The sequence below is a fragment of the Candidatus Pelagibacter sp. HIMB123 genome, from assembly GCF_052048195.1.
In the GTDB taxonomy this organism is placed as follows: Bacteria; Pseudomonadota; Alphaproteobacteria; order Pelagibacterales; family Pelagibacteraceae; genus Pelagibacter.
The window spans coordinates 26,651-51,272 of record NZ_JBNAIL010000007.1 but is presented as its reverse complement, the minus strand read 5'-3'; the positions used below and the strand labels follow the sequence as shown (position 1 = coordinate 51,272).

The following is a 24,622-nucleotide window of genomic DNA, read 5'->3' as shown; positions in this document are numbered from 1 at the left end:
TTAATGAAATCATCAGTTATTACTTTTCCAGGTTCAAATTGCGATAGAGACATGGATGTTGCTTTGAAGAAGTTTGGATTTAAAAATAAAATGGTTTGGCATGCTGATGCTGAATTACCAAAAAGTGATTTGGTTGTATTGCCGGGTGGGTTCTCATATGGGGACTACTTAAGATGTGGAAGTATGGCATCTAAATCAAAAATAATGCAGTCGGTAATTAATTTTGCAAATTCAGGGGGTATGGTTATGGGTATCTGTAATGGATTTCAAATATTGGTGGAAACTGGTTTGGTTCCAGGTGTTTTGCTTAGAAATAAATATTTAGAATTTATCTGTAAAAATGTTTTTGTGAAAATTAACGATAAAAAAAACAAATATTTTAAAAATGTAGATAACGAAGTTTTAGAATTTCATATAGCTCATAATGAAGGAAATTATTTTTGTACAAATGATCAATTAAAAGAAATTGAAGATAATAATCAAATAGCTATTAACTATTGTGATGAAAATGGAAAAATAGAAGATCAATTTAATCCAAATGGATCTATAAAAAATATTGCTGGTATATTTAATAAAGGAAAAAATGTGCTAGGGATGATGCCCCACCCTGAAAGAATGATTGATACATCTTTATCTGGTGAAGATGGATCATTATTTTTTAAAAACTTAATAAACAACTTAAAATGATTGTAAACGAACAAGTAGCAGTTGATCATGGTTTGAAGAAAGATGAATACGCTAAAATTTGTGAACTATTAAAGAGAACTCCAAACATGACAGAACTAGGAATATTTTCTGCAATGTGGAATGAGCACTGTTCTTATAAATCATCAAGATTGCATTTAAAAAAACTACCTACTAAAGGAAAGAAAGTTATTCAAGGTCCTGGGGAAAATGCTGGTGTTATCGATATTGAAGATAATGACGCAATAGTTTTTAAAATAGAAAGTCACAATCACCCTTCATTTATAGAACCTTACCAGGGCGCTGCAACTGGGGTTGGTGGAATAATGAGAGATGTATTTACAATGGGTGCAAGACCGATAGCTAACTTGAACTCCATACATTTTGGATCGCCACAAAATAAAAAAACAAAAAATTTATTAAGAGGTGTAGTTCATGGCATAGGTGGTTATGGTAACTGTATGGGTGTTCCTACAATTGCTGGACAAACAAGTTTTGATAGCTCCTACAATGGAAATATTTTGGTTAACGCCATGACGTTAGGATTAGTAAAAAAAGATAAGATTTTTTACTCTAAAGCTGCAGGGTTAAATAAACCAGTAATTTATGTTGGATCTAAAACTGGAAGGGATGGGATACATGGTGCAAGTATGGCTTCAGCTAGTTTTGATGAAAAAATTGAGGAAAAGAAGCCAACAGTTCAAGTTGGAGATCCATTTACTGAAAAACTTTTACTAGAAGCTTGTTTAGAGTTAATGGCCGGAGACTCAATTATAGCCATCCAAGATATGGGTGCTGCAGGATTAACTTCTTCAAGCATTGAAATGGCATCTAAAGGAAACCTCGGAATTGAAATCAATTTAAATAAAGTACCATGCAGAGAAACCAAAATGACACCATACGAAATTATGCTTTCTGAGAGTCAAGAGAGAATGTTGATTGTTTTGGAAAATGGTAAAGAAGATCATGCAAAAAAAATATTTGATAAATGGAACTTAGATTTTGCAGTAATAGGTAAAACTACTAAATCTAAAAAAATAGAACTTTATTTTGACGAAGAAAAAGTTGCAGATATTCCGGTTAATACTTTGGTTGAAAACTCTCCTATGTATGATCGTAAATGGAAGAGAGCAAAACTTCCTAAAAAGAATAAGATTAAAAAAGAAGACATCAAACATTTAAAAATTATTGATGTTTTAAAGAAAATTTTAGCCAATCCAAACATATGTAGCAAAGAATGGATTTGGCAACAGTATGATCATACGGTCATGGGAGATACAATACAAAAACCTGGTGGAGATGCAGGCGTTGTGAGAGTTCATGGAACAGACAAAGCTGTTGCTGCTTCTGTCGACTCTTCTGCGGTTTATTGCTGGGCCCACCCTTTAACTGGTGGAAAACAAGTAGTTTGTGAAAGCTTCAGAAATCTTGTTTCTGTTGGTGCTAAACCAATCGCTATCACTAACTGTTTAAATTTTGGTAGTCCTGAAAATGAGGAAAATATGGGTGAGTTTGTTGAATGTGTTCAAGGCATAGGTGAGGCAAGTGAATATTTAAAGTTTCCAGTGGTTTCTGGAAATGTATCTTTCTACAACCAAACAAAAGAATTAGGTATAAAACCCACGCCTACAATTGGTGGAGTTGGGTTAATCAAAGATTATAAGAACATGATCACTATGGATTTTAAAGAAGTTGATAATTTAGTTTTAGTGATTGGAAAAACAGAAGGGCATATTGATCAAAGTTTATTTGCCAGAACTATTTTAGATGAAAAAAATGGACCTCCGCCTGAAGTAAATTTATTTAATGAAAAAAATAATGGAGAAACATTACTCAAATTGATTGAGAATAATTTAATAAAAAGTGCACACGACGTTTCTTTAGGTGGAATAATTACTGCAGTAGCGAAAATGTGTATTAAAGGAAAAAAGGGAATAAATATCAAAAAACCTAAATATCTGATTAATGAAATAGAATACTTGTACGCTGAAGATCAAGGCAGATATATTGTAGAAATAAATAAAAAGAACTTTAAAAAAGTAGGTGATATATTAAATAAAAATGCAGTCCATTTTGATGAACTTGGCACGATTACTGAAAATGAACTATATATTAATGACAAGACAAAAATTACAATTGACGAATTATCAACTTCAAATAAAAGTTGGTTAAATTATTATATGAGTAAATAATGGCAATGGATTTAAAAGAAATTGAGAATTGTATAAAGGAAGCAATGCCTGATGCAATTGTTGAAATACAAGATTTGGCAGGTGATGGAAATCATTATTCAGCAACTGTTACCTCTTCTCAATTTTCTGGAAAAAGTAAAATTGAGCAACATAAAATGGTTTACAATTCATTAAAAGGTAGAATGGGTAATGAACTTCATGCATTAGCAATTAAAACAAAGGAGAGTTAAATGGATCAACAAACAAATGATTTAATAAAAAATGAAATTGAAAACAACGAAGTATGTTTGTTTATGAAAGGCACACCTGATGCTCCTCAATGTGGATTTTCAATGGCGACCTCAAATATTTTAAAAATACTAGAAGTAAATTTTAAAGGTATAAATGTTTTAGAAAATCAAAATTTAAGAGAGGGTATTAAGGTTTTTAGTGATTGGCCAACAATTCCTCAACTTTATGTTAAAAATGAGTTTATAGGTGGATGTGATATTGTTAAAGAAATGTATGAAAGTGGTGAACTTGCAAAACTTTTTGAAAGCAAAAATATATATTTCAAATCAAAAAGTTAATTTTTTCTTAAAATATTTCTTAAATGTTTAGATAAAAACTTTCTAAATAATGTTAATCTTGAAATCTTTTGAAAATCACTTTTCTTTTTTTGTATTAAATTAAACTCTATATTTTCTTCCCAATAAAGCTCGAGAACTAAACTTTGTCTAAAAATTTTTGAAAACTTTTTTGAGGTCGATACTGTAATAACAGGCTCTAAGTATTGTATTTTCTCAGATATGTTTAGTTTATTTTCAATATCATCAAATTCCATATGCCAAATATGATCTTTTTTATTTTCGAAAACTAAATTATCCTCAAGTATTGTTGGCAATTCAATATAACCTTTTGATGAAACTCTACTTAATTCTTTTATAAAAGTATTAACATCTTTAACATGTTCAATTACATGTGATGCAATCACAAAATCAAATTCATTATCTTTGAATGGTAATATATTTCCATCTAATTTAACAAAATTTTTATCATTATAAAAATTTGATAAATCTTGAATATCACAAATTACTGTAGCATTTTTATGAGCTGTGTATCCACAACCTATGTCCAGTACTTTCCAGTCTGGATTTTGGTTTAAAAGATTATCAATATGTTGTTTTGAAGATCTCTTTATCAAGATTTTATCTTGAGTAATATTCGATTACTAAATTTGGCTCCATGACAATTGGATATGGAACTTCATCAAACTTAGGAACTCTTATAAATTTAAGTTTTTTATTTTTCTCATCCATTTGAATATATTCTGGAGTTTCTCTTTCTTTATTTGCTAGAGCAATGTCAATTATTGCAAGTTGTTTAGATTTATCCCTTATCTCAATTGAATCTTCTTCTCTAACTAAATAGCTTCCAATATTCACTTTTTTACCATTAACTTTTACATGGCCGTGATTGATTAATTGTCTGGCTGAAAAAATTGTTGTTGCAAATTTTGCTCTGTAGATCACAGCATCTAGTCTTCTTTCAAGAAGGCCGATTAAGTTTTCACCTGTATCACCTTTGAGCATTACTGCTTTTTTATAAATATTTCTAAACTGTCTTTCATTAATATTACCATAATAAGCTTTTAATTTTTGTTTAGCTTGTAACTGAATTCCGTAATCTGATGGCTTTGAAGTTTTTGTTTGACCATGTTGGCCAGGTCCATAAGCTCTAGTATTAAAAGGACTTTTTGGCCTTCCCCAAAGGTTAACTTTTAATCTTCTGTCTACTTTATGTTTAGAGTTTAATCTTTTTGTCATCTGATAGTGGGCTTTATAAACTTACTCATCATTTTGTCAATCAACGTTTTTTACCTAAACTTGCAAATACCCCTGATAAAATACGTGTTTCTTTGGTTGATAATTCCATCCTATAAAAAATATTCCTCAAGTTTTCAAGCATAATCGGTTTCTTCTCTTTTGATTTAAAAAAATTAATCTCTTCAAGATTCTGTATACAAAGGTTTGCCATAGCAACTATCTCTTTTTTAGATGCTGATTTAACTTTATTTGATTTCTTAAAAAAAGATGCTTTTGAACTAATTATGCTTGATAGATATTGAGCAATTATTATTAAGCTGTGAGATAGATTTAATGATTTAAAATCAGGATTAGTTGGAATTTGAAGAGTATAATTGGCATAGCTTATTTCATTATTTGATAGACCTGACGCTTCTGAACCAAATAAAAAAGCTATTTTCTTTTTATAATTAATTTTTTTTAAATCCTCTAATTGTATATGTTTAATATTTTTATTTCTAAATCGTGCTGATGTTGCAATTACAATATCAATATTTTTTAAAGGTTTTTCTAAATTTTCAAAATTTTTTGCCTTATTAATTATATTTTTTGCTCCTACTGAGGTTGCTAAAATTTTATCATTTGGAAATACTGGTTTAGGATCAATAACAATAAGTTTATTAAAATTAAAATTCTTCATTCCTCTTGCACATGCTCCTATATTTTCTGAGAGTTGAGGTTTGTGTAAAATGAAAGAAATATTATTAACAGACATTAATCTATGCCATGATTTCTGTTATAATTGGAAATAGCTGATGGTTTAATATCATTTAGATATTTTGGATCCACTGTCCAAATAGAGACTCTTAATGGATAACATTTTGCTACATCAGATGAATGTTCAGATCCACAATCACCTCCTGGGCAAGCAGAAAGAGCACCCAACAAATCTGTTTCAGCAAAAAATTCTAAATAATCACCAGGTCTTACAGGACTTGCTTTCATAAAGTATTGTTTAGTATCATTGGTAAATCCAGTTAACATAAAAACATTTAATACATCATGAACTATTTTTTCTGCCTGGTCTAATTGAATATTTTTTTCTTTAACCAAAGCTCTTGATAAATTTGAATGACAACAATAATGATAATCGTTATCACTTAAAAGTTTTGATGTATACGGATCACATCTAGTACCAATTACATCATGAACCGATCCTCCATCTTTATCATATTCATACCAATCTAAAGTATCCCAAGTTATTGTTGCTAAAGATCTAAGATAGGGAAAACTACTAAACATTTTATCTCCTACTGAAAGATGAGTGCCATAAAGTGCCCTTGTTTTACCTGAATAAAATTTTTCCTCTAAATTATTTAAATTAAATAAATTTAAATCACCTACTTGAGGTCCTTCTACACTTTCAATTCTAAAAAACTCTCCAAATTTAACTTCAAACGTTTTTGCGTCTCTTGGGGGTATTACAACTTCCTCTTTTTTAACCAAGTGTTCTCGAGCGGAATGTAGAATACTTAAATTTTTTTCTTCAATATTGGTATTTGGGTAACAAATTATTGGTTTTGCTCCTATTCTATCTTTTAGATCAGATGGTTTTTCTGAAAATTTTTTAGTTTTCATTCCTACGAACTTCCAGGAGCTTTATCCTTAAATAACTTATAATCTAAACTATCAACAAGAGCTTTGAAAGATGCATCAATGATATTTGGTGATACCCCAATAGTAAACCAGTTAACACCCTTCGAGTCTGTACTTTCAATACTAACTCTTGTTACAGCTTCTGTACCGGTATTTAAAATTCTAACTTTGTAATCAACTAGTCTTAAGTCTTTTAAGTATTCTGAATATTTAACAAGCTTGTTAACATTCTTTCTAATTGCATTATCTAGAGCATTAACAGGTCCATTTCCTTGTCCTTCACACATAATTTTGTCTCCATCCACTTCTAATTGTGCTTTTGCATATGAAATTATTTCTCCTGCATTATCTTTCTTTACAGAAACATCATATTCATTAATTGAAATATATCTTGGTATCTCTCCCATTAATCTTCGAGCTAACAACTCAAAGGATGCATCAGCACCATCATAACTATATCCAATAAATTCTCGATCTTTCACTTCATCTAAAAGTTTTTTAATTTTTGGATCACTTTTCTCAATTTTAATTCCAATTGAATTCAATCTCGACATTATATTGGATTGTCCCGATTGATCTGAAACAACTATATTTCTAGAGTTTCCAACTTCTTCTGGATTTATGTGCTCATAGGTTTTAGGATCTTTTTGAACTGCTGAAACATGCATTCCACCCTTATGAGAAAAAGCAGAAGCTCCAACATAAGGTAAATGTTTATTGGGTTTTCTATTTAATATCTCATCTAATAATCTTGAGCATTGAGTTAAGTTTTTTAAATTTTCTCTTTTAATACTTAGTTCAAACTTATCTGAAAAATCTTTCTTTAAAAAAAATGAGGGAATTAAAGACATTAAATTAGCATTGCCACATCTTTCACCCAAACCATTGATTGTGCCCTGAACTTGTCTAACACCCGCTTGAACTGCAGCAAGACTATTAGCTACAGCATTTTCAGTATCATTATGAGCATGTATTCCTAAATTTTTTCCAGGAATTTGCTTGCTTACTTTAGATACAATTTCTGTTATCTCGTGTGGAAGTGTACCGCCATTAGTATCACATAATACAATCCATCTAGCACCATTATCAAAAGCAGCTTTTAAACATGACATTGCATATTCAGGATTCGCTTTATATCCATCAAAAAAATGTTCAGCATCAAACATGAACTCTTTTCCAGATTTAACAATATGTTTTGTACTTTCACTTATATTCGTTAAATTCTGCTCATTACTTATTCCTAATGCGACATCAACTTGAAAATCCCATGATTTTCCAAAAAGACAAACAGAAGTACTTTTTGAATTAATTAATGAAGAAAGCATAGGATCATTTTCTGCACTGTGTTCAGACTTTTTAGTCATTCCAAATGCAGTTAATTTCGTTGTTTTAAAATTATGATTCTTATTGAAAAACTCAGTATCAGTTGGATTTGCACCTGGCCAACCTCCTTCAACATAATCCACACCCAATTTATCTAAAGCTAATGAGATTTTTTCCTTATCATCAATTGAAAAATCTACACCTTGGGTTTGTGCACCATCACGCAGTGTTGTGTCAAATATATAAAGTTGTTCTTTGCTCATTTAAATTTCCAAGTCGTTTTACCATCTTTATCTTCTATTAAAACACCTTTGTCTAAAAGCGTATTTCTAATTTTATCAGCTTCTTCGTAATTTTTGTTCTTTCTAGCCTTATTTCTTTCCTGAATTTTTTGTAAAATTTCTTTTTCAGAAATTAAAGCTTTACTAATTTTAAATTTCATCCAATTTTCTTTACTTTCATTTAATAGTCCTACAAATTGACAAGCAGAAACAAATAAAGATTTGTCTTCATTGTTACCTTTTTGAGCTTTGTCATATAATTGATGTAAATTAGCAATATATCCAGGGGTGTTTAAATCGTCATAAAGTGGCTTAAGAATTTCATCAGAAACTTTAGAATTATATTCAATATCTAAATATGAATTGTACCATTTATTTATCGTGTTTTGACAGTCGTCTAGAAGTTTATCATTCCAATCTAATGGTTGTTTGTAATGAGCACTCAGTAAAGCTAACCTCAAAACTTGGCCACTAATCTTAGTTCTAAAATCTTTTATTTTTAAAATATTTCCCTGAGACTTAGCCATCTTTTCATTAGACATAGTGATGAATGCATTATGCATCCAAAATTTTGCAAATATTTTTGTATCATTTGCGCATCTTGATTGAGCTATTTCATTTTCATGATGAGGAAATAACAAATCTATACCACCACCATGAACATCAAACTCATCTCCTAAAAATTTCTTTGACATTGCCGAGCACTCTAGATGCCATCCTGGTCTTCCTTTTCCCCATGGAGATTTCCATGATGGTTCGTCATCTTCTGAAGGTTTCCATAAAACAAAATCTTCTGAATTTTTTTTATTTTTACTGACTTCTACTCTTGATCCAGCAATGAGCTCATCTAATTTTTTATTTGAAAGTTGACCATAATCCTTGAATTTTTTTACCTCAAAATAAACATGCTTATTATTTTCATAAGCAAATCCTTTTTTTATTAATTCTGAAATCATTTCAATCATCAAATCTATATTTTCAGTTGCTTTAGGTTGATAAGTTGGCTCTTCGCAATTTAAGTAATAACAATCTTCACTAAAACTTTTAGTTACTTTGCTTGTTAATTCTGAAATTGAAATATTATTTTCTTTTGAAGATTTAATAATTTTATCATCTACATCTGTAATATTTCGTACATAAGTAACTTTAGGATAATTTTTTTTAAAAATTTTAAACAGAATATCAAATACAACTATTGGTCTTGCGTTACCAATATGAGGATCGTCATAAACAGTTGGGCCGCAGACATACATTCTAATGTTGCTTTTATCTAGTGGTACAAACTTCTCTTTTTTATTTGTTAGATTGTTTGTTAAAAAAATATCCTTACTCATTATTTTAGGAATATACTTAAAAAATAGATTTGTGAATCTATTTGATTAATTTGGAATTTTGCATACAGGAATTGGCTCCATTTTATGCAAATTTTGTTTTCTTATAGTTTCGTATTTAGCTCGATTAGCTGAATTAGGATTATCCATAGCTTCTTCTAATTCTTCATATTTTAGTCCTAATTGACCTTCATCAGTTCTTCCATCGTCCCATAATCCATCAGTAGGGGCTGCATCTATAATTTCTTTTAAAATTCCAAGCTCTTTTCCAAGCTCCCAAACTTCTGTTTTATTACAATCTGCTATCGGTGATATATCTACCCCGCCATCTCCGTATTTTGTATAAAACCCAACACCAAAATCTTCAACTTTATTTCCGGTTCCAACTACTATTCCTTTATTAGCAGCAGCAACTTGATAAAGTGTTGTCATTCTCAATCTAGCTCTAGAATTCGCCATTCCATGTTCATTATCAAAATTTGATAAACTAGAACTAAAAGCCAAAAATAACTCATCTAAATTGATAGTATGTGCCTCAACATTTTTAAAATTTTTAACTAACCACTCTTGATGCTTTAAACTTAAATCATGTTGATGTGATTTCTGTTTGATTGGCATTGACAAAACAATAGTTTTTAAACCTGTCATTGCACTTAATGTACTAGAAACCGACGAATCTATTCCTCCAGAAATTCCTATAACCAATGACTCTGCCTTACTTGGCATATTATTTACATAATCTTTAATCCAGTTAGAAATAAAATTTACTTTTTCTGAAGTATTCATGATTTCAAAGTAATAGATATTTTAAATTTTACAATGTCTTAAGATGCCGCTCTATCTGCGTTTTTAGAATAAGAGCTATTCTTTTTAATCTCATCTGAAATCAAGAAAGCTAATTCTAAAGCTTGGTTTGCATTTAGTCTTGGGTCACAATGTGTGTGATATCTTGACGATAAGTCTTTTTCAGATATCTTTTGTGCTCCACCAATACATTCTGTTACATCTTGACCAGTCAATTCTATATGTAAACCACCAGCATAGCTTCCTTCGCTCTGGTGACATGCAAAAACATTTTTAACTTCTTTTAACACGCTGTTAAATGGTCTTGTTTTAAACCCTGTAGCAGCTTTTACTGTGTTTCCATGACAAGGATCACACGACCAAATTACATTTAAACCTTCTTTTTTAATTGCCCTAATTAATTTTGGTAAAAATTTTGAAACATTATCTGCACCAAATCTTGATATTAGTGTGATTTTACCTTTTTCATTTTTAGGATTTATTCTATTACAAAGATCAATTAAATCATCAGCCTTTAAGGTAGGTCCACATTTAATTCCTATTGGATTTTCTATACCTCTACAAAACTCAACATGGCCACCATCCAGTTGTCTTGTTCTATCCCCGATCCAAACGAAGTGAGCAGATGTGTCATGATTTTCTCCTGTTGTAGAGTCTGTTCTTGTCATCGTTTCCTCAAAAGGAAGTAATAATGCTTCATGTGATGTCCAGAAGTTTACAGTTTTTAATCTTCTATTAAAATCTGAATTAATTCCACATGCATCCATGAAAGCTAATGCATTTGCAATATTATCTTCTAATTCTTTAAATCTTTTTAATTCAGGTGAGTTTTTGATGAAACCTAAATTCCAATTATGAACATTCTTAAGATCTGCAAAACCTCCATGACAAAATGCTCTGATAAGGTTTAAAGTTGCAGCTGATTGTGAGTATGCTTTAAATAATCTTTTAGGATCTGGAACTCTTGCTTTTTCATTAAATTCCATCCCATTAATATTGTCACCTAAATAACTTGGAAGCTCTACTCCATCTTTTATTTCTGTTGGTGCACTTCTAGGTTTTGAAAATTGTCCAGCTATTCTTCCAACTTTTACTACTGGTAATGAAGCTGAGTAAGTTAAAACTAATGACATTTGCAACATTAGTTTAAATGTATCTCTAATATTATCTGGATTGAATTCTGCGAAACTCTCAGCACAATCTCCACCTTGGAGTAAAAATGCTTTTCCATCTACAACATCAGCTAACTGGCTTTTAAGATGTCTCGTTTCTCCAGCAAATACTAGCGGAGGAAATGTACCTATCTTGTCCAGAACTTTATCCAATTCTTTTTTATCTGGATATTCTGGAATATGTTTTACAGGATATTTTCTCCAACTATTTTTTTTCCAACTTTTCATATTCAACCTAGGGGTGTTTTAACAGAGTTTAAAGTTTATTCAACAGTGACAGATTTAGCCAAATTTCTAGGCTTATCAATGTCATAACCTTTTTTAAGGGCAGAGTAATATGCAAGTTTTTGAAGTGGAATAGTCAAAAGGAATGGAAGTAAGTCATCATTTGTATTCTCAACTTCAATAGTTTCCCAAATATTTTCTGACACAACCTCATCTTTACTTTTATTTGTTATCAATAATACTTTTGCTCCTCTAGCAATAACTTCCTGCATGTTTGAAATTGTTTTCTTATAATAATTATCTCTAGGTGCCAAAACAACTACTGGCATTCCCTCTTCTATTAAAGCTAAAGGTCCATGCTTCATTTCCCCTGCTGGATATCCTTCAGCATGAACATAGGAGAGTTCTTTAAGTTTTAATGCACCTTCTAAAGCTATTGGATATGAATACCCTCTTCCTAAAAACATTGAACCCTTTGCTTCGTTAAATGTTGAAGATATTGCCTGGATATCATTATCATGAAGTAATGTTTTCTCTATTAAGCCAGGCAAAGCTTTTAGGTCTTTAATCTTTTCTTGATATTCCTTTTTTTCAATTTCATTTCTCATTGATCCAAGTTTTAAAGCTAAAATATACAAAACTAGTATTTGACCTAGGAATGCTTTTGTTGATGCAACTCCAATTTCAGGACCACAATGAATTGGTAAAACAAAATTAGAATCTCTTGCTATTGAACTTTCGATTACATTAACAACAGCGCATGTTTTCATGCTATTTTTGTTACATAAATCTAAAGCTGCATAAGTATCAGCTGTTTCCCCAGATTGCGATACAAAGACATATAAAGTATCTTTTTTAAATCTATTTTTTCTATATCTAAATTCTGATGCTATATCTATGTTAACATCTAAATTTGTAAGTTCTTCAAACCAATATTTTGCCATTAAGCAAGAGTGATACGCTGTTCCACATCCTATTAAGGTGATTGAATTAATCTCTTCAATTTTCCAAGGAAAATTAAAAATATTTATGTCTTTATTTACACTATCTACATATTCTTTAATTCCAGTTTTAATTGTTGTTGGTTGTTCTTCAATTTCTTTTGCCATGAAATGTTTAAAATCACCTTTGTCATAATTTGCTTCATTAGATGATAATTCTAATATTTTTTTATTAATCTTCATTCCATCTTCATTGAAAAAAAGAACTTGATCTTTTTTAACAATGCAAAATTCACCATCATCAAGATAAGTAATTTTATTTGTCATAGATTTTAGAGCATAAGAATCTGATCCTAGATAGTTTTCATTTGGACCATAACCAACAGCTAAGGGTGACCCTCTTCTAGCACCAACTATTAAGTCTGGCATATCTTTAAAAACAATTCCAAGAGCAAAACTACCATGAAGTTGTTTTAAAGTTTTTGTGATGGCTTCTTCTAATTCTGAAGTCTTTAAATGTTCTGTTATTAAATGAACAATTACTTCTGTATCTGTCTGTGATTTGAAATTATGACCTTTGTTAATTAAATGTTTTTTTAATATTGTAGAATTTTCTATTATACCATTATGAACTACTGATACGTTGTGAGAAGAATGAGGATGAGCATTTAAACTATTTGGAATTCCATGAGTTGCCCATCTTACATGACCTATACCAATAGTTCCTCTTAAGTTTTTTAAATCAAAATTATTTTCTAAGTTATCAACTCTTCCCTCTGATTTCACTTCATTGATTTCACCATCTGAAAGTGTAGCTATTCCTGCTGAGTCATATCCTCTATACTCTAATTTTTTTAATGAATTAATTATATTTGCAGAAACGGGTTTGTTACTTGATATTCCAATAATTCCACACATAAATTATTTTTTCTTTCTTTTGTAATTATTAACTTCTAATTGTGGCGATCTCGTTAATGCTAAAGATCTTTTTTTAACATTCTTTGTTATTACTGATCCGGCTCCAATAATACTATTTTTATTTATAGTAATTGGAGCAACTAAAGATGAGTTTGAACCTATAAATACTTTGTCTTTAATATTTGTCTTATTTTTATTTACTCCATCATAATTACAAGTAATTGTGCCTGCTCCAATATTTACTGATTTTCCAATTTGAGCATCTCCTACATAAGACAAATGGTTAACTTTAGATTTATTTCCTAAAGTACTTTTTTTAATCTCCACAAAATTACCTATTTTGGATCCTTCTTTCAAAATTGTATTAGGTCTTATTCTGGCATATGGACCAATCTCAACTTTATTTTCAATTTTACAAGACTCTAAATGTGAAAAAGATTTTATAATTACATTATTCCCAATTTTGACCTTAGAGCCGATAACGACATAAGGTTCTATAGTTACGTTACTTCCAATCTTTGTATCTTTTGAAAAAAAAATAGTTTCAGGACCTATCATCTTTACACCTGACTTAATAAATTTTTCTCTAAGTTTTTTTTGATTTAAAACTTTCATTTAGAATTGATTTACATTAAGTATATATATTGATTAATTCACAATTTATTTCTTTAAAATACTTTTAAAATGAAACAAAAATTTACAATTTTATTCGATTTAGATGGAACATTAGTTGATACAGCCCCAGACTTAATGAGAGCTCATAATCATGTTATGAAGAAATTTGGCTACCCAACCAAATCAACTGAAGAAATCAGGAATCTTGTTGGCAAGGGTGCTGGAGCAATGATTGGTAGATCTATATGGGGTCAAGCAAAAAAAGAATTTGGTAAAGTTAATGATGAAAAAGTAAAAAAAGAAATGGTTACTGAGTTTGTTGATTTTTATGGAAAGAATATAATAAACGAAAGCACACTTATTAAAGGTGTAAAAGAATTTTTAAATTGGTGCAAAGATCAAAGCATATCCATGGCTGTTTGTACAAATAAGCAAGAACATTTGTCAAATGATCTTTTAAAAAAAATTGGTATCTATGATTATTTTGAGTATGTAGCTGGATCAGATACTTTTGATTATTGTAAACCAGATCCAAGGCATCTTACCTCTGTAGTTGAAATATTAGATGGAGATATAAAAAAAACGATAATGATAGGTGACAGTGAAACTGATGCAAATGCTGCAAAGGCAGCTGAAATACCAATTATTTTATTAGAGGACGGATATACTGAAAAAAATAAAGACGAAATTTATCACAATCACTTAATAAAAGACTTTATAGGTATCGAGAAAATAATATCTGAATATCTTTAATATTGATTAATTTATTTTAACTATTAAAACAAATTCACAAATTAGGAGTTATTTTGTTATTACATACAGTTAAAGTATATCCATCAAAAGTTAATCTTTCGAAGAAGAAACAGCTTGCATGGAAAATAGCTGAGATAGCAAATGATAATGCTAAATTAAATAAAGACGCTATTGAAATGGTTATCAATAGAATAATTGATAACGCTTCAGTTGCTATTGCTTCGTTAAATAGAAAACCAGTCATCTCATCTAGAGAGATGGCATTAAAGCATTCTAGAAAAAATGGTGCTACTATATTTGGAGTAAATTCAAAATTAAAATTTGATTGCGAATGGGCAGCTTGGTCTAATGGAACCGCAGTTAGAGAATTAGATTTCCATGACACTTTTTTAGCTGCAGATTATAGTCATCCTGGTGATAACATACCTCCACTTATTAGTGTTGCACAACAAAATAGAAAAAGTGGATTGGATTTACTAAGAGGAATAATTACTGCATACGAAGTTCAAGTAAATTTAGTTAAAGGAATTTGTTTACATAAACATAAAGTTGATCACATTGCTCATTTAGGACCTAGTGTGGCTGCTGGATTAGGGACAATGTTAAAATTAAATACTGAAACTATTTATCAAGCTGTTCAACAAGCATTACACACAACAATATCTACAAGACAATCTAGAAAAGGAGAAATTTCAAGTTGGAAAGCTTATGCTCCTGCACATGCAGGTAAGCTTGCTATCGAAGCGGTAGATAGAGCTATGAGAGGTGAAGGCGCTCCAAGTCCAATATATGAAGGTGAGGATAGTGTAATAGCAAGAATATTAGATGGTAAAAAAGCAAACTACAAAGTTCCTTTACCAAAAAAAGGTGAAAGTAAAAAAGCTATTTTAGAGACATATACAAAAGAATATTCTGCTGAATACCAATCACAAGCATTAATAGATCTAGCTAAAAAATTAAAAACAAAAATACCAAATTTAAACCTGATTAAAAAAATTGATATTTTTACAAGTCATCATACTCATTATGTAATTGGGACAGGTGCTAATGATCCTCAAAAAATGGATCCCAATGCCAGTAGAGAGACATTAGATCATTCTATAATGTACATCTTTGCCGTAGCACTTGAAGATGGAAATTGGCATCATGTCAAATCTTATACTAAAGCTAGGGCTAATAGAAAAAGTACTATTAAGATTTGGAAATCAATACAAACATTTGAAGATAAAAAATGGACAAAGAAATATCATGATCCAAATCCAAAAAAAAAAGCATTTGGTGCTAAAGTAGTTGTAACACTTAATAATGGAAAAAAAATAACAGAGGAACTAGATAGAGCAGACGCACACCCATATGGTGCTAGACCATTTAAGAGAGAAAATTATATCAATAAATTTTTAACTTTAACCGAGGGTATTTTAGATAAAAAAGAAAGTAATCGTTTTTTAAAAACAGTACAAAATTTGAAAAATTTAAAACCTGGCCAACTTCATAAATTAAATATTGAAGTAAGAAAAAGTAAATTGAAACAAAATAATAAAAAAGGAATTTTTTAATGCACTTTGTGGAAAAAGAACCTAGTCAAAAAAGATTAGATTTTGATCAAAAATTAAAATCAAATAAAATATTAAGAGTTCCAGGCGCTTACAATCCTTTAACAGCAAAATTAATAGAAGAAATTGGATATGATGCGGTTTATGTATCTGGTGGAGTAATGGCAAATGATCTTGGTTTTCCAGATATTGGTTTAACAACACTACAAGATGTTAGCACAAGATCTTATCTGATTTCGAGAGTAACTAATCTTCCAACAATAGTTGATATAGATACAGGATTTAAATCATGTAAAGAAACGATAGAAACATTTGAAGAATTTGGAATAACAGGAGTTCATTTAGAGGATCAAATTGAGAGAAAAAGATGTGGGCATCTTGATAATAAAGAACTTATTTCAACTGACGCTATGGTTAAAAAAATTAAAGAATGTGTTGCTGCAAAAAAAGATAAAAACTTTAAAATTATAGCTCGTTCAGATGCTAAGAATGTTGAAGGTATCGATAAAATGATTGAAAGATGCAAAGCTTATATTGATGCTGGTGCTGAAATAATCTTTCCAGAAGCTCTTAAAGATGAAAAAGATTTTGAAAAAGTCCGTAAAGAATTATCTGGTTATTTATTAGCTAACATGACTGAATTTGGTAAATCAAAATTATTTAATTACAAAGAATTAGAAACTTTTGGATATAATATTGTAATTTATCCTGTAACAACTCAAAGATTGGCAATGAAAAATGTAGAAGATGGATTAAGAGACATTTATGCAAATGGACATCAAAATAATATTATTGATAAAATGCAAACAAGAAAAAGACTTTATGAGTTAGTTGATTATGAAAAATATAATTCATTAGATGAAAAAATTTATAATTTTAGTACGGAAGGACATGAATAATGAGTGATGATATTAAAAAAGGTTTACTAGGTATAGTTGTTGATGAAACTGAAGTTTCAAAAGTAATGCCAGAAATTAATTCTCTTACTTATAGAGGATATGCTGCTCAAGATTTATGTGAATATTGTAGATTTGAAGAAGTTGCGTATCTGATTCTTAATAAGGATCTCCCGAATACTATCCAGCTTAGACAATTTGAAAAAGAAGAAAGAAACAATAGAGAACTAACAAAAAATTTATATGAAATAATCAAACACATGCCAAAGAAATCTCATCCCATGGATGTGGCAAGAACAGCTGTAAGCGTAATGGGATTAGAAGATAAAGAAACTACAGATTCTTCACCAGAGGCAAATATGAGAAAAGCTCTAAGAATTTTTGCAAAAACTCCAACTGCCTTAGCTGCTTTTTATAGAATTAGAAAAGGTAAAAAAATTATTAAACCTAAAAAAACATTAACATTTGCTGAAAACTTTTTTTATATGTGTTTTGGAAAAGTTCCACAAAAAGAGATAGTCAAAGCATTTGATGTATCTTTGATTTTGTATGCTGAACACAGTTTTAATGTTTCAACGTTTACCGCAAGAACTATTACAAGTAGTTTGTCTGATATTCATGGTGCAATCACAGGAGCTATTGCTAGCTTGAAAGGCCCACTTCATGGTGGCGCTAATGAAGAAGTGATGCACATGATGAATAAAATTAAAAAACCAGAAAATGCTCTAAAATGGATAAATAATGCTTTAAAGAATAAAGAAGTTGTAATGGGATTTGGTCATAGAGTTTACAAGTCAGGTGATTCAAGAGTCCCAACAATGAGAGAGTATTTTGGCAAAGTTGCTAAAATTAAAAAAGATAAAAAGTTTGAAAAAATTTATGACATTGTGGAAAAAGTGATGATTAAAGAAAAAAATATTTATCCAAATGTAGATTATCCTACAGGACCAACTTATCACTTAATGGGCTTTGATACTGATTTCTTTACTCCTATTTTCGTTATCTCTAGGATAACTGGTTGGTCTGCTCACATTATGGAACAACATGCAGCTAACAAGCTTATTAGACCTTTAGCAAGCTACAAAGGTAACAAGCATAGAAAAGTAATGCAATTAAACCAAAGATAACTTAATTTTTTTCTATTTTAGCAAATCTATTGTTACATATTATTGAACATTTTAATCCATGCTCTAATGTGAACTCATCTATAGCTTTCTTTACACCAGGTGCATATGATAAATCGTAGTCATCGCAAAGAACAGTGCCACCATTAACGATAACCTCTCTACAACAATTCAAGTCATTTTTTACTGTTTGATAATCATGACCTCCATCAAGAAAGACATAATCAATTTTAGACATATCAATTTTTTTTAATATTATGTTTGAATTTCCTTTAATTAGTGATGCATTGTCTTTAAATTTTTTTAGAAAATCATTAACAGCTTCTAAACTGTATGGATTTTGTTTTTTTATATATTTGAAATAAAAATTTTTGATAGGATTAGAAAATTTAGTATTAGGTATTACTTCATTTTGATTTTCTAAAGTTTCTTCAAATAAATCTAATCCCACATATTTAAAATCTTTACCGTGCATTTTATAAAGTAACTCACAGACATTTCGAGCAGTGACACCATGAAAAACACCAACTTCAAGAAATACTTTGGGATTTTTTTCAGCTACTTCTTTTAAAAAAAAGTCTCCAACACCTTTCTGCTTTAAGCTAGTTTTACGAAAATACTTTTTGTATTTCAATTAACTAAATGCTTCTGCCCAAGTACCTTGGGTTGATGCTTTAGAATATTCTGTTGCACGACCCTCAAAGAAATTCATATGCTCAACTGCGTTAAGCATGGTATCAAGCCAAGTTAAAGGATTTTTTTCAATATCATAAATTCCTTCTAGGCCTAACTGACTTAATCTTCTGTTTGCAATGAAACGAATATATTTTTTAACATCCTCAGCTGTTAACCCTTCCATTGGACCCATTTGAAATGCTAAATCTATAAAAGCATCTTCATGCTCTACTATCGTTCTGCAAGCTTCATAAATTTCTTTTTTTAATTGTGGAGTCCATGTTTCAGGATTTTCTTTAATGAAATCTTTAAAGAGTCTGATCATTGAGTTGCAATGCAATGTTTCATCTCTTACAGACCAAGTAACGATCTGCCCCATTCCCTTCATTTTATTGTGTCTTGGAAAATTTAATAAAATTGCAAAACTTGCAAACAATTGTAGACCTTCTGTAAACGCACTAAACACAGCTATTGTTTTTGCAATGTCATGATTAGATTTAACATCAAAGCCTTGCATATAATCATACTTATCTTTCATTTCTTTATATTTCATGAAAGCTGAATATTCCGATTCTGGCATTCCAATTGTATCTAATAAATGTGAGTAAGCTGCAATGTGTACTGTTTCCATTGAGGCAAAAGATGACATCATCATTAAAACTTCTGTTGGTTTAAACACATTCATGTAATGTCTGATGTAACAATTACTCACTTCAACATCAGCCTGAGTGAAAAATCTAAAAATCTGAGTTAATAAATTTTTTTCAGATGGGCTAAGATTTTTTTGCCAATCTCTCACATCATCACCCAGTGGTACTTCTTCAGGTAACCAGTGAATTCTTTGTTGTGTTAACCAAGCATCGTAGCACCAAGGATATCTAAATGGTTTATAAACTGGGTTAGCTACTAACAAACCATTGTTATTTTTTTTTGGTTGAACTGCTTCTTTATTTATATTTTCTGCTACTGACATGATAAACACTCCTCGTACTCTTGTTCTTGACTTTCGTTTGATTTATTTTTGTAAACATTTGCTAATATGTCTGTTGATTTTGAATCATTAACATTCTCAGCTCTTTGAATTGATTTTGATCTACAGTAATAAAGGCTTTTTAAGCCTTTCTTCCAGGCATCAAAATGAATTTTGTGTAATTCTTTCTTGTGAACATCGGCGGGCAAAAACAAATTTACTGACTGGGCTTGTGAGATAAATGGTGTTCTATCACCACTTAATTCAATTATCCAATTTTGGTTCAGCTCAAATGCAGTTTTGAATACATCTTTTTCTAAATCAGTTAGGAAATCTAGATGATTAACAGATCCTTGATTTGTAGTAATACTAGACCATGTCTCTTCATCATTTTTTCCATGAGATTGAAGGATTTCTTCTAAATATCTATTTCTTACATTGAAAGATCCTGAAAGAGTTTTGTGTGTGTAGCTATTTGCAGCAATAGGTTCTACTCCTGGTGATGCTCCTCCACAAATAATTGAAATCGAAGCTGTTGGAGCGATCGCTGTTTTGTTTGAAAATCTTTCTTTATAACCATACTCCGCTGCATCTGGACATGCCCCTCTCTCTTCAGCCAAATCTTTAGAAGCTTGATTAACTTTTTCATGAATATTTTTAAATATCTTTTTATTCCACGATTTTGCCATTACAGACTCAAGTGGAATTCTATTTTTTTGTAAAAATGAATGAAAACCCATTACGCCTAATCCAACACTTCTTTCTCTTTCTGCTGAATATTTTGCATCTTTAAATTGATCTGGTGCTTTGTTAATGAAATCAGATAAAACGTTATCTAAAAATCTCATCACATCAGTAATCATGTCTGGATCATCTTTCCACTCATCATATTTTTCTAAATTTAACGAAGACAAACAACATACTGCTGTTCTATCTCTTCCATCCTTATCAATTCCTGTTGGTAAAGTTATTTCGCTACATAAATTAGAAGTTTTAACTGTAAGATTTGCTAACTTGTGATGTTGTGGAATTTGTCTGTTAACAGTATCAATGTAAATTATATACGGCTCACCTGTTTCAATTCTTGCAGTTAATAATCTTATCCATAAATTACGTGCAGAAATAGTTTGTTGAACACTACCATCAGCAGGACTTTTTAAAGCCCATTGTTCATCTGTTTCTACTGCTCTCATAAATGCATCAGAAACCAAAACACCATGATGTAAATTTAATGCTTTTCTATTTGGATCACCACCAGTAGGTCTTCTCATTTCGATAAATTCTTCTATTTCAGGATGGTCTATTGGAAGATAACATGCTGCAGAACCTCTTCTCAATGATCCTTGGCTGATTGCCATAGTCAAAGAGTCCATAACTTTTATAAAAGGTATTATTCCAGAAGTTTTTCCAACTCTTCCTATTTTTTCACCAATAGATCTTAGGTTACCCCAATAACTTCCAATTCCTCCACCCTTTGCTGCTAGCCAAACATTCTCACTCCATAAATCAAGAATACCTCCTAAGCTATCAGATGCTTCATTTAAAAAACATGAAATAGGCAATCCTCTTTTTGTACCACCATTTGATAAAACTGGTGTTGCTGGCATAAACCAAAGATTACTTATATAATTATAAATTCTTTGAGCATGTAAATTATCATCTGCGTATGTGCTTGCTACTCTTGCAAATAAATCTTGATAAGATTCGTTCAATCCTAAGTATCTGTCTTTTAAAGTTGCTTTACCAAAGTCTGTAAGATTTGCATCTTTTGAACGATCAATTTTAATTATGATACCTTTGTCATTTTGAAATAATTCTGTTTCATTATTTAATGAGAAAAGATCAGGTTTATTTATCTTAGAAACCTCCTTAACTTGTGGGCTATATTCAGAGACAGCTTTTTTGAGGGCTTGAGAAAGAATCTTATTCATAAAATTTAATTATATTTTGTTATTAGTACGAAAACAACTATATGTTGTAGGCGTTTATCGTAAATATACTATATAAACTTTTGTACAATAGAACATTTATAGAACGCGACAATATGATAATCAATAAAAAAATAAAAAATTTTTCAAGAAATAAACATAATAAACAGTAAGTAAATAACCAATGAGCCAAAATATAAAAATAGATCCCTACGGATTTAGAGAATATGACGCCCGATGGTTGTATGAGAAAGATATAAACCAATCTGGGATAGAGAATCTTGGAAGAGGACTTGGAACACAGATAAAAACACATACCAAAAAGGACAATCCCAGAATCATAGTAGGTCATGATTACCGTTCCTATAGTGAAGAAATAAAAACAGCTCTTAAAAAAGGACTAATGTCTACGGGATGCAGCATAGAAGATATTGGTCTTTCATTGTCTCCCATGGTTTATTTTGCACAATTCAATTTAGATGCAGATGCGGTTGCTATGGTTACAGCAAGTCATAATGAAAATGGTTGGACCGGTGTAAAAATGGGAATCAAAAAAGGACTAACTCATGCACCTGAAGAAATGAAGGAATTAAAAGAAATCACCTTAAATGAAAAATTTACAAAAGGTGAAGGTAATGAAAAACAAATAAAAGATTTTGATAAAATCTATAAAGAAGATCTAATTAGTAAAAATAAAATTAAGAAAAAAATAAAAGCTGTGGTGGCTTGTGGAAATGGTACAGCAAGTGTTTTTGCTCCTGATATTCTAAGGGGTATTGGATGTGAAGTAATAGAGTTAGATTGTAACTTAGATTGGAATTTTCCTAAATACAATCCCAATCCAGAGGATCTAGAAATGCTTCACGAAATTGCAAAAGTAGTTAAAGAAAACAATGCTGATATAGGTTTTGGATTTGATGGTGATGGAGATAGAGTTGGTGTTATTGACGACAAGGGTAATGAAATATTTTCAGATAAAATAGGGCTTTTAATAGCTAGAAATTTATCAAACGAACATAAAAATTCAAAGTTTGTTGTTGATGTAAAATCAACAAGTCTATACTCAAAAGATAAGATTTTATTAGAAAATAATTGTGAGACTATTTATTGGAAAACAGGTCATTCTCATATTAAAAGAAAAGTTAACACTGAAAAAGCTTTAGCTGGATTTGAAAAGAGTGGACATTTCTTTTTCAATCAACCATTAGGTTTTGGATATGATGATGGTATCAATTCAGCAATTCAAGTATGTCACTTACTAGATAATCAAAATAATAAAATGAGTGAAATTATTAGTGAATTACCTAACACATTTCAAACACCAACAATGGCACCTTTTTGCAAAGATGAAGAAAAGTATATTGTTGTTGAAGAGCTAGTTAAACAAATTAAAAAATTAAAAGAAAATAAAACTGAAATAGATGGCCAAGTCATTAATGAAATTTTAACTGTTAATGGAGTTAGGTTTTCTTTCGAAGATGGTTCTTGGGGACTTATAAGAGCATCTTCAAACAAACCATCTTTAGTTATTGTTACTGAAAGTCCAACATCAGATGGAAGAAAGAAAAAAATCTTTGATTTTATTGACGATTTGTTGCAAAAAACAGGTAAGATCGGTGAATATGATCAGAAAATTTAATTCTTTAAATTATCTTCATCGTTTTTATTTTCTAAATTTTCGTTATCAGTTTTAGTTTTTAAATTATCGCCATTCTGATTATTTTCTTGTTCAGTAGTTTCGTCACTATAAAACTTTCTAACCAATTCCTCCTCTTTAAGTCGTTGTTCTTCATCAAATTTTTTCTCCCATTCTTTCATTCGCCTATTTTCCTCATCTTCTCTCTCTTTTTGAGCAATTTCAGCTAATCTAATTCTCTCGTTTTCTTCATCAATTCTTTTTTGTCTTTCCTCCTCTATTTTCAATTCTCTTTCTCTTTGACGTCTTTCATTTTCTTTATTTATTCTCTCACGTTCAGCTTCTTTAAGTTCTTTTTCTTTATTTCTTAATTCCTCTTCCTTGGCTCTTTGCTCAGCCTCCTCTTTTAAAATCTGTCTTTGAATTTCCTGCTGTCTTTCAGTTTCAAGATCTCTTAATCTTTCTTCCATTTCTTTAAGTTTTTCTTGCTCATATTTCAGCTTCCTAGCTGCTTCTCTTAATCTTTGTTCTTCCTCAAGTCTATTTTTCCTTTCAATTTCTTTTAATCTTATTTTTTCTTGTCTTTCTTTTTCTTTTTCATCTCTTCTCTTTTGAGCTTCAATTTCTTTATTTTTTAGTTGTTCTTCTTTAATTTTAATATTTTCTTCTCTAATTCTTTGTCTCTCTAACATTTTGAGCCTTAAATCTTCTTGCTTAAGTTTTCTAGCTTCCTCTCTAAGTTTTCTAGTTTCTTCGTCTTTAATTTTTTTCTGTTCTATTTTAATTCTTTGAGCTTCTATTTTTCGTCTTTTTTCTTCGTTCTTTTTTTCTTGCTTTTCATTTTCAATGGTTAATTTTTTTTGAAATAAAAGTTTTTTTCTTTCTTCTTTTAATTCATCTTGTTTAGCTTTTTTCGCTAATTTTTTTTCTAAAATTAATTCTCTTTTTTTTTCTTTTTCTAATTGTTTTTGTAGTGCTAGATCTTTTTTAATTTTATTTTTTTTTATATTATTTAGTAAAGAGGAAAATTTATTTTTTGTTTTATCTAATGGATCAAATAAATTTTTTTTAATTTTTTTATTAATGTCTTTTATTGAAACCATAATTAAAAGTATCAATTAGTATTAAAACTCTAAATATGATGTATGGCTAAATTGAGTT

The 24,622-nt window shown here is 30.1% G+C and carries 23 protein-coding genes; 9 read left to right on the top strand and 14 right to left on the bottom strand.

Features of this window, described 5'->3' with window-relative positions:
* Positions 1-3: 3 nt before the first annotated feature.
* From purQ to grxD, 4 genes are read left to right on the top strand one after another with little or no spacing between them, the layout of a single operon-like run.
* Positions 4-687, top strand: coding sequence for a phosphoribosylformylglycinamidine synthase I (gene purQ, locus ACTTBL_RS01650; RefSeq protein ID WP_440643332.1), 684 nt, complete (start codon positions 4-6; stop codon positions 685-687).
* On the top strand, positions 684-2,876 hold the full coding sequence (gene purL / locus ACTTBL_RS01645; protein ID WP_440643331.1) for a phosphoribosylformylglycinamidine synthase subunit PurL: 2,193 nt from the start codon (positions 684-686) through the stop codon (positions 2,874-2,876). The genes purQ and purL overlap by 4 nt, the downstream gene beginning before the upstream one ends.
* On the top strand, positions 2,876-3,106 hold the full coding sequence (locus tag ACTTBL_RS01640; RefSeq protein WP_440643330.1) for a BolA/IbaG family iron-sulfur metabolism protein: 231 nt from the start codon (positions 2,876-2,878) through the stop codon (positions 3,104-3,106). Before purL ends, ACTTBL_RS01640 begins: the two co-directional genes overlap by 1 nt.
* Entirely contained in the window at positions 3,107-3,445 is a 339-nt protein-coding gene (grxD, locus tag ACTTBL_RS01635) for a Grx4 family monothiol glutaredoxin (RefSeq protein WP_440643329.1), read from the top strand.
* Here grxD and ACTTBL_RS01630 read toward each other — a convergent pair.
* Genes ACTTBL_RS01630 through ACTTBL_RS01585 form a run of 10 tightly spaced genes read right to left on the bottom strand, consistent with a single transcriptional unit; the run spans position 3,442 to position 13,926 of the window.
* The gene (locus ACTTBL_RS01630) at positions 3,442-4,059 is read right to left on the bottom strand and encodes a class I SAM-dependent methyltransferase (protein ID WP_440643328.1); all 618 of its coding nucleotides are present in this window, start codon (positions 4,057-4,059) and stop codon (positions 3,442-3,444) included. The two genes, grxD and ACTTBL_RS01630, sit on opposite strands and share 4 nt — an antisense overlap.
* 4 nt (positions 4,060-4,063) lie before the next feature.
* Positions 4,064-4,681 carry a 30S ribosomal protein S4 gene (gene rpsD / locus ACTTBL_RS01625; protein WP_440643327.1) on the bottom strand — a complete coding sequence of 206 codons (618 nt, stop codon included), beginning with the start codon at positions 4,679-4,681 and terminating at the stop codon, positions 4,064-4,066.
* Positions 4,682-4,721: 40 nt separating this feature from the next.
* On the bottom strand, positions 4,722-5,435 hold the full coding sequence (locus ACTTBL_RS01620) for an RNA methyltransferase (protein ID WP_440643326.1): 714 nt from the start codon (positions 5,433-5,435) through the stop codon (positions 4,722-4,724).
* Positions 5,435-6,298: an urea carboxylase-associated family protein gene (locus tag ACTTBL_RS01615; RefSeq protein WP_440643325.1), complete on the bottom strand. Its 864-nt coding sequence runs from the start codon at positions 6,296-6,298 to the stop codon at positions 5,435-5,437. The genes ACTTBL_RS01620 and ACTTBL_RS01615 overlap by 1 nt, the downstream gene beginning before the upstream one ends.
* 2 nt (positions 6,299-6,300) lie before the next feature.
* Positions 6,301-7,902 carry a citramalate synthase gene (cimA, locus tag ACTTBL_RS01610; protein ID WP_440643324.1) on the bottom strand — a complete coding sequence of 534 codons (1,602 nt, stop codon included), beginning with the start codon at positions 7,900-7,902 and terminating at the stop codon, positions 6,301-6,303.
* Positions 7,899-9,254 carry a cysteine--tRNA ligase gene (gene cysS / locus ACTTBL_RS01605; protein ID WP_440643323.1) on the bottom strand — a complete coding sequence of 452 codons (1,356 nt, stop codon included), beginning with the start codon at positions 9,252-9,254 and terminating at the stop codon, positions 7,899-7,901. The genes cimA and cysS overlap by 4 nt, the downstream gene beginning before the upstream one ends.
* A gap of 45 nt (positions 9,255-9,299) precedes the next feature.
* The gene (nadE, locus tag ACTTBL_RS01600; RefSeq protein WP_440643322.1) at positions 9,300-10,037 is read right to left on the bottom strand and encodes an NAD(+) synthase; all 738 of its coding nucleotides are present in this window, start codon (positions 10,035-10,037) and stop codon (positions 9,300-9,302) included.
* A 38-nt stretch (positions 10,038-10,075) separates the two neighbouring features.
* Positions 10,076-11,455 carry a class II 3-deoxy-7-phosphoheptulonate synthase gene (locus ACTTBL_RS01595; protein WP_075504734.1) on the bottom strand — a complete coding sequence of 460 codons (1,380 nt, stop codon included), beginning with the start codon at positions 11,453-11,455 and terminating at the stop codon, positions 10,076-10,078.
* A 35-nt stretch (positions 11,456-11,490) separates the two neighbouring features.
* Positions 11,491-13,311 (bottom strand): glutamine--fructose-6-phosphate transaminase (isomerizing), encoded by a 1,821-nt coding sequence (gene glmS, locus ACTTBL_RS01590; protein ID WP_440643321.1) that lies wholly within the window; start codon positions 13,309-13,311, stop codon positions 11,491-11,493.
* Between the two features lie 3 nt (positions 13,312-13,314).
* The gene (locus ACTTBL_RS01585) at positions 13,315-13,926 is read right to left on the bottom strand and encodes a DapH/DapD/GlmU-related protein (RefSeq protein WP_440643320.1); all 612 of its coding nucleotides are present in this window, start codon (positions 13,924-13,926) and stop codon (positions 13,315-13,317) included.
* Positions 13,927-13,995: 69 nt separating this feature from the next.
* Between ACTTBL_RS01585 and ACTTBL_RS01580 the strand changes: the two genes are divergently transcribed.
* Genes ACTTBL_RS01580 through ACTTBL_RS01565 form a run of 4 tightly spaced genes read left to right on the top strand, consistent with a single transcriptional unit; the run spans position 13,996 to position 18,255 of the window.
* On the top strand, positions 13,996-14,679 hold the full coding sequence (locus ACTTBL_RS01580) for an HAD-IA family hydrolase (RefSeq protein ID WP_440643319.1): 684 nt from the start codon (positions 13,996-13,998) through the stop codon (positions 14,677-14,679).
* A gap of 53 nt (positions 14,680-14,732) precedes the next feature.
* Complete coding sequence (locus tag ACTTBL_RS01575; protein WP_440643318.1) at positions 14,733-16,235, top strand: MmgE/PrpD family protein; 1,503 nt, start codon at positions 14,733-14,735, stop codon at positions 16,233-16,235.
* Positions 16,235-17,131, top strand: coding sequence for a methylisocitrate lyase (prpB, locus tag ACTTBL_RS01570; RefSeq protein ID WP_440643317.1), 897 nt, complete (start codon positions 16,235-16,237; stop codon positions 17,129-17,131). The genes ACTTBL_RS01575 and prpB overlap by 1 nt, the downstream gene beginning before the upstream one ends.
* Positions 17,131-18,255: a bifunctional 2-methylcitrate synthase/citrate synthase gene (locus ACTTBL_RS01565; RefSeq protein WP_440643316.1), complete on the top strand. Its 1,125-nt coding sequence runs from the start codon at positions 17,131-17,133 to the stop codon at positions 18,253-18,255. Before prpB ends, ACTTBL_RS01565 begins: the two co-directional genes overlap by 1 nt.
* A 1-nt stretch (position 18,256) precedes the next feature.
* Here the strand turns inward: ACTTBL_RS01565 and ACTTBL_RS01560 are convergent, their stop codons facing one another.
* The 3 genes from ACTTBL_RS01560 to ACTTBL_RS01550 are packed head-to-tail and all read right to left on the bottom strand — an operon-like array spanning position 18,257 to position 21,828.
* Positions 18,257-18,886: a class I SAM-dependent methyltransferase gene (locus tag ACTTBL_RS01560; RefSeq protein WP_440643315.1), complete on the bottom strand. Its 630-nt coding sequence runs from the start codon at positions 18,884-18,886 to the stop codon at positions 18,257-18,259.
* Positions 18,887-19,900, bottom strand: coding sequence for a ribonucleotide-diphosphate reductase subunit beta (locus ACTTBL_RS01555; RefSeq protein WP_072090217.1), 1,014 nt, complete (start codon positions 19,898-19,900; stop codon positions 18,887-18,889).
* Positions 19,891-21,828, bottom strand: a complete 1,938-nt coding sequence (locus ACTTBL_RS01550; RefSeq protein WP_440643314.1) for a ribonucleoside-diphosphate reductase subunit alpha — start codon at positions 21,826-21,828, stop codon at positions 19,891-19,893. The genes ACTTBL_RS01555 and ACTTBL_RS01550 overlap by 10 nt, the downstream gene beginning before the upstream one ends.
* Positions 21,829-22,009: 181 nt before the next feature.
* On the opposite strand from ACTTBL_RS01550, the gene ACTTBL_RS01545 reads away from it, so the two are divergent.
* Positions 22,010-23,464 carry a phosphomannomutase/phosphoglucomutase gene (locus tag ACTTBL_RS01545; protein WP_440643313.1) on the top strand — a complete coding sequence of 485 codons (1,455 nt, stop codon included), beginning with the start codon at positions 22,010-22,012 and terminating at the stop codon, positions 23,462-23,464.
* Here the strand turns inward: ACTTBL_RS01545 and ACTTBL_RS01540 are convergent.
* Positions 23,461-24,579, bottom strand: coding sequence for a hypothetical protein (locus ACTTBL_RS01540; protein WP_440643312.1), 1,119 nt, complete (start codon positions 24,577-24,579; stop codon positions 23,461-23,463). The two genes, ACTTBL_RS01545 and ACTTBL_RS01540, sit on opposite strands and share 4 nt — an antisense overlap.
* Positions 24,580-24,622: the final 43 nt, after the last annotated feature.

What these genes read in the sequence shown, in the direction of transcription:
- purQ (WP_440643332.1), top strand. Translation starts at nt 4, where the DNA reads ATGAAATCATCAGTTATTACTTTTCCAGGTTCAAATTGCGATAGAGAC.
- purL (WP_440643331.1), top strand. Translation starts at nt 684, where the DNA reads ATGATTGTAAACGAACAAGTAGCAGTTGATCATGGTTTGAAGAAAGAT.
- ACTTBL_RS01640 (WP_440643330.1), top strand. Translation starts at nt 2,876, where the DNA reads ATGGCAATGGATTTAAAAGAAATTGAGAATTGTATAAAGGAAGCAATG.
- grxD (WP_440643329.1), top strand. Translation starts at nt 3,107, where the DNA reads ATGGATCAACAAACAAATGATTTAATAAAAAATGAAATTGAAAACAAC.
- rpsD (WP_440643327.1), bottom strand. Translation starts at nt 4,681, where the DNA reads ATGACAAAAAGATTAAACTCTAAACATAAAGTAGACAGAAGATTAAAA.
- ACTTBL_RS01620 (WP_440643326.1), bottom strand. Translation starts at nt 5,435, where the DNA reads ATGTCTGTTAATAATATTTCTTTCATTTTACACAAACCTCAACTCTCA.
- ACTTBL_RS01615 (WP_440643325.1), bottom strand. Translation starts at nt 6,298, where the DNA reads ATGAAAACTAAAAAATTTTCAGAAAAACCATCTGATCTAAAAGATAGA.
- cimA (WP_440643324.1), bottom strand. Translation starts at nt 7,902, where the DNA reads ATGAGCAAAGAACAACTTTATATATTTGACACAACACTGCGTGATGGT.
- cysS (WP_440643323.1), bottom strand. Translation starts at nt 9,254, where the DNA reads ATGAGTAAGGATATTTTTTTAACAAACAATCTAACAAATAAAAAAGAG.
- nadE (WP_440643322.1), bottom strand. Translation starts at nt 10,037, where the DNA reads ATGAATACTTCAGAAAAAGTAAATTTTATTTCTAACTGGATTAAAGAT.
- ACTTBL_RS01595 (WP_075504734.1), bottom strand. Translation starts at nt 11,455, where the DNA reads ATGAAAAGTTGGAAAAAAAATAGTTGGAGAAAATATCCTGTAAAACAT.
- glmS (WP_440643321.1), bottom strand. Translation starts at nt 13,311, where the DNA reads ATGTGTGGAATTATTGGAATATCAAGTAACAAACCCGTTTCTGCAAAT.
- ACTTBL_RS01585 (WP_440643320.1), bottom strand. Translation starts at nt 13,926, where the DNA reads ATGAAAGTTTTAAATCAAAAAAAACTTAGAGAAAAATTTATTAAGTCA.
- ACTTBL_RS01580 (WP_440643319.1), top strand. Translation starts at nt 13,996, where the DNA reads ATGAAACAAAAATTTACAATTTTATTCGATTTAGATGGAACATTAGTT.
- prpB (WP_440643317.1), top strand. Translation starts at nt 16,235, where the DNA reads ATGCACTTTGTGGAAAAAGAACCTAGTCAAAAAAGATTAGATTTTGAT.
- ACTTBL_RS01565 (WP_440643316.1), top strand. Translation starts at nt 17,131, where the DNA reads ATGAGTGATGATATTAAAAAAGGTTTACTAGGTATAGTTGTTGATGAA.
- ACTTBL_RS01555 (WP_072090217.1), bottom strand. Translation starts at nt 19,900, where the DNA reads ATGTCAGTAGCAGAAAATATAAATAAAGAAGCAGTTCAACCAAAAAAA.
- ACTTBL_RS01550 (WP_440643314.1), bottom strand. Translation starts at nt 21,828, where the DNA reads ATGAATAAGATTCTTTCTCAAGCCCTCAAAAAAGCTGTCTCTGAATAT.
- ACTTBL_RS01545 (WP_440643313.1), top strand. Translation starts at nt 22,010, where the DNA reads ATGAGCCAAAATATAAAAATAGATCCCTACGGATTTAGAGAATATGAC.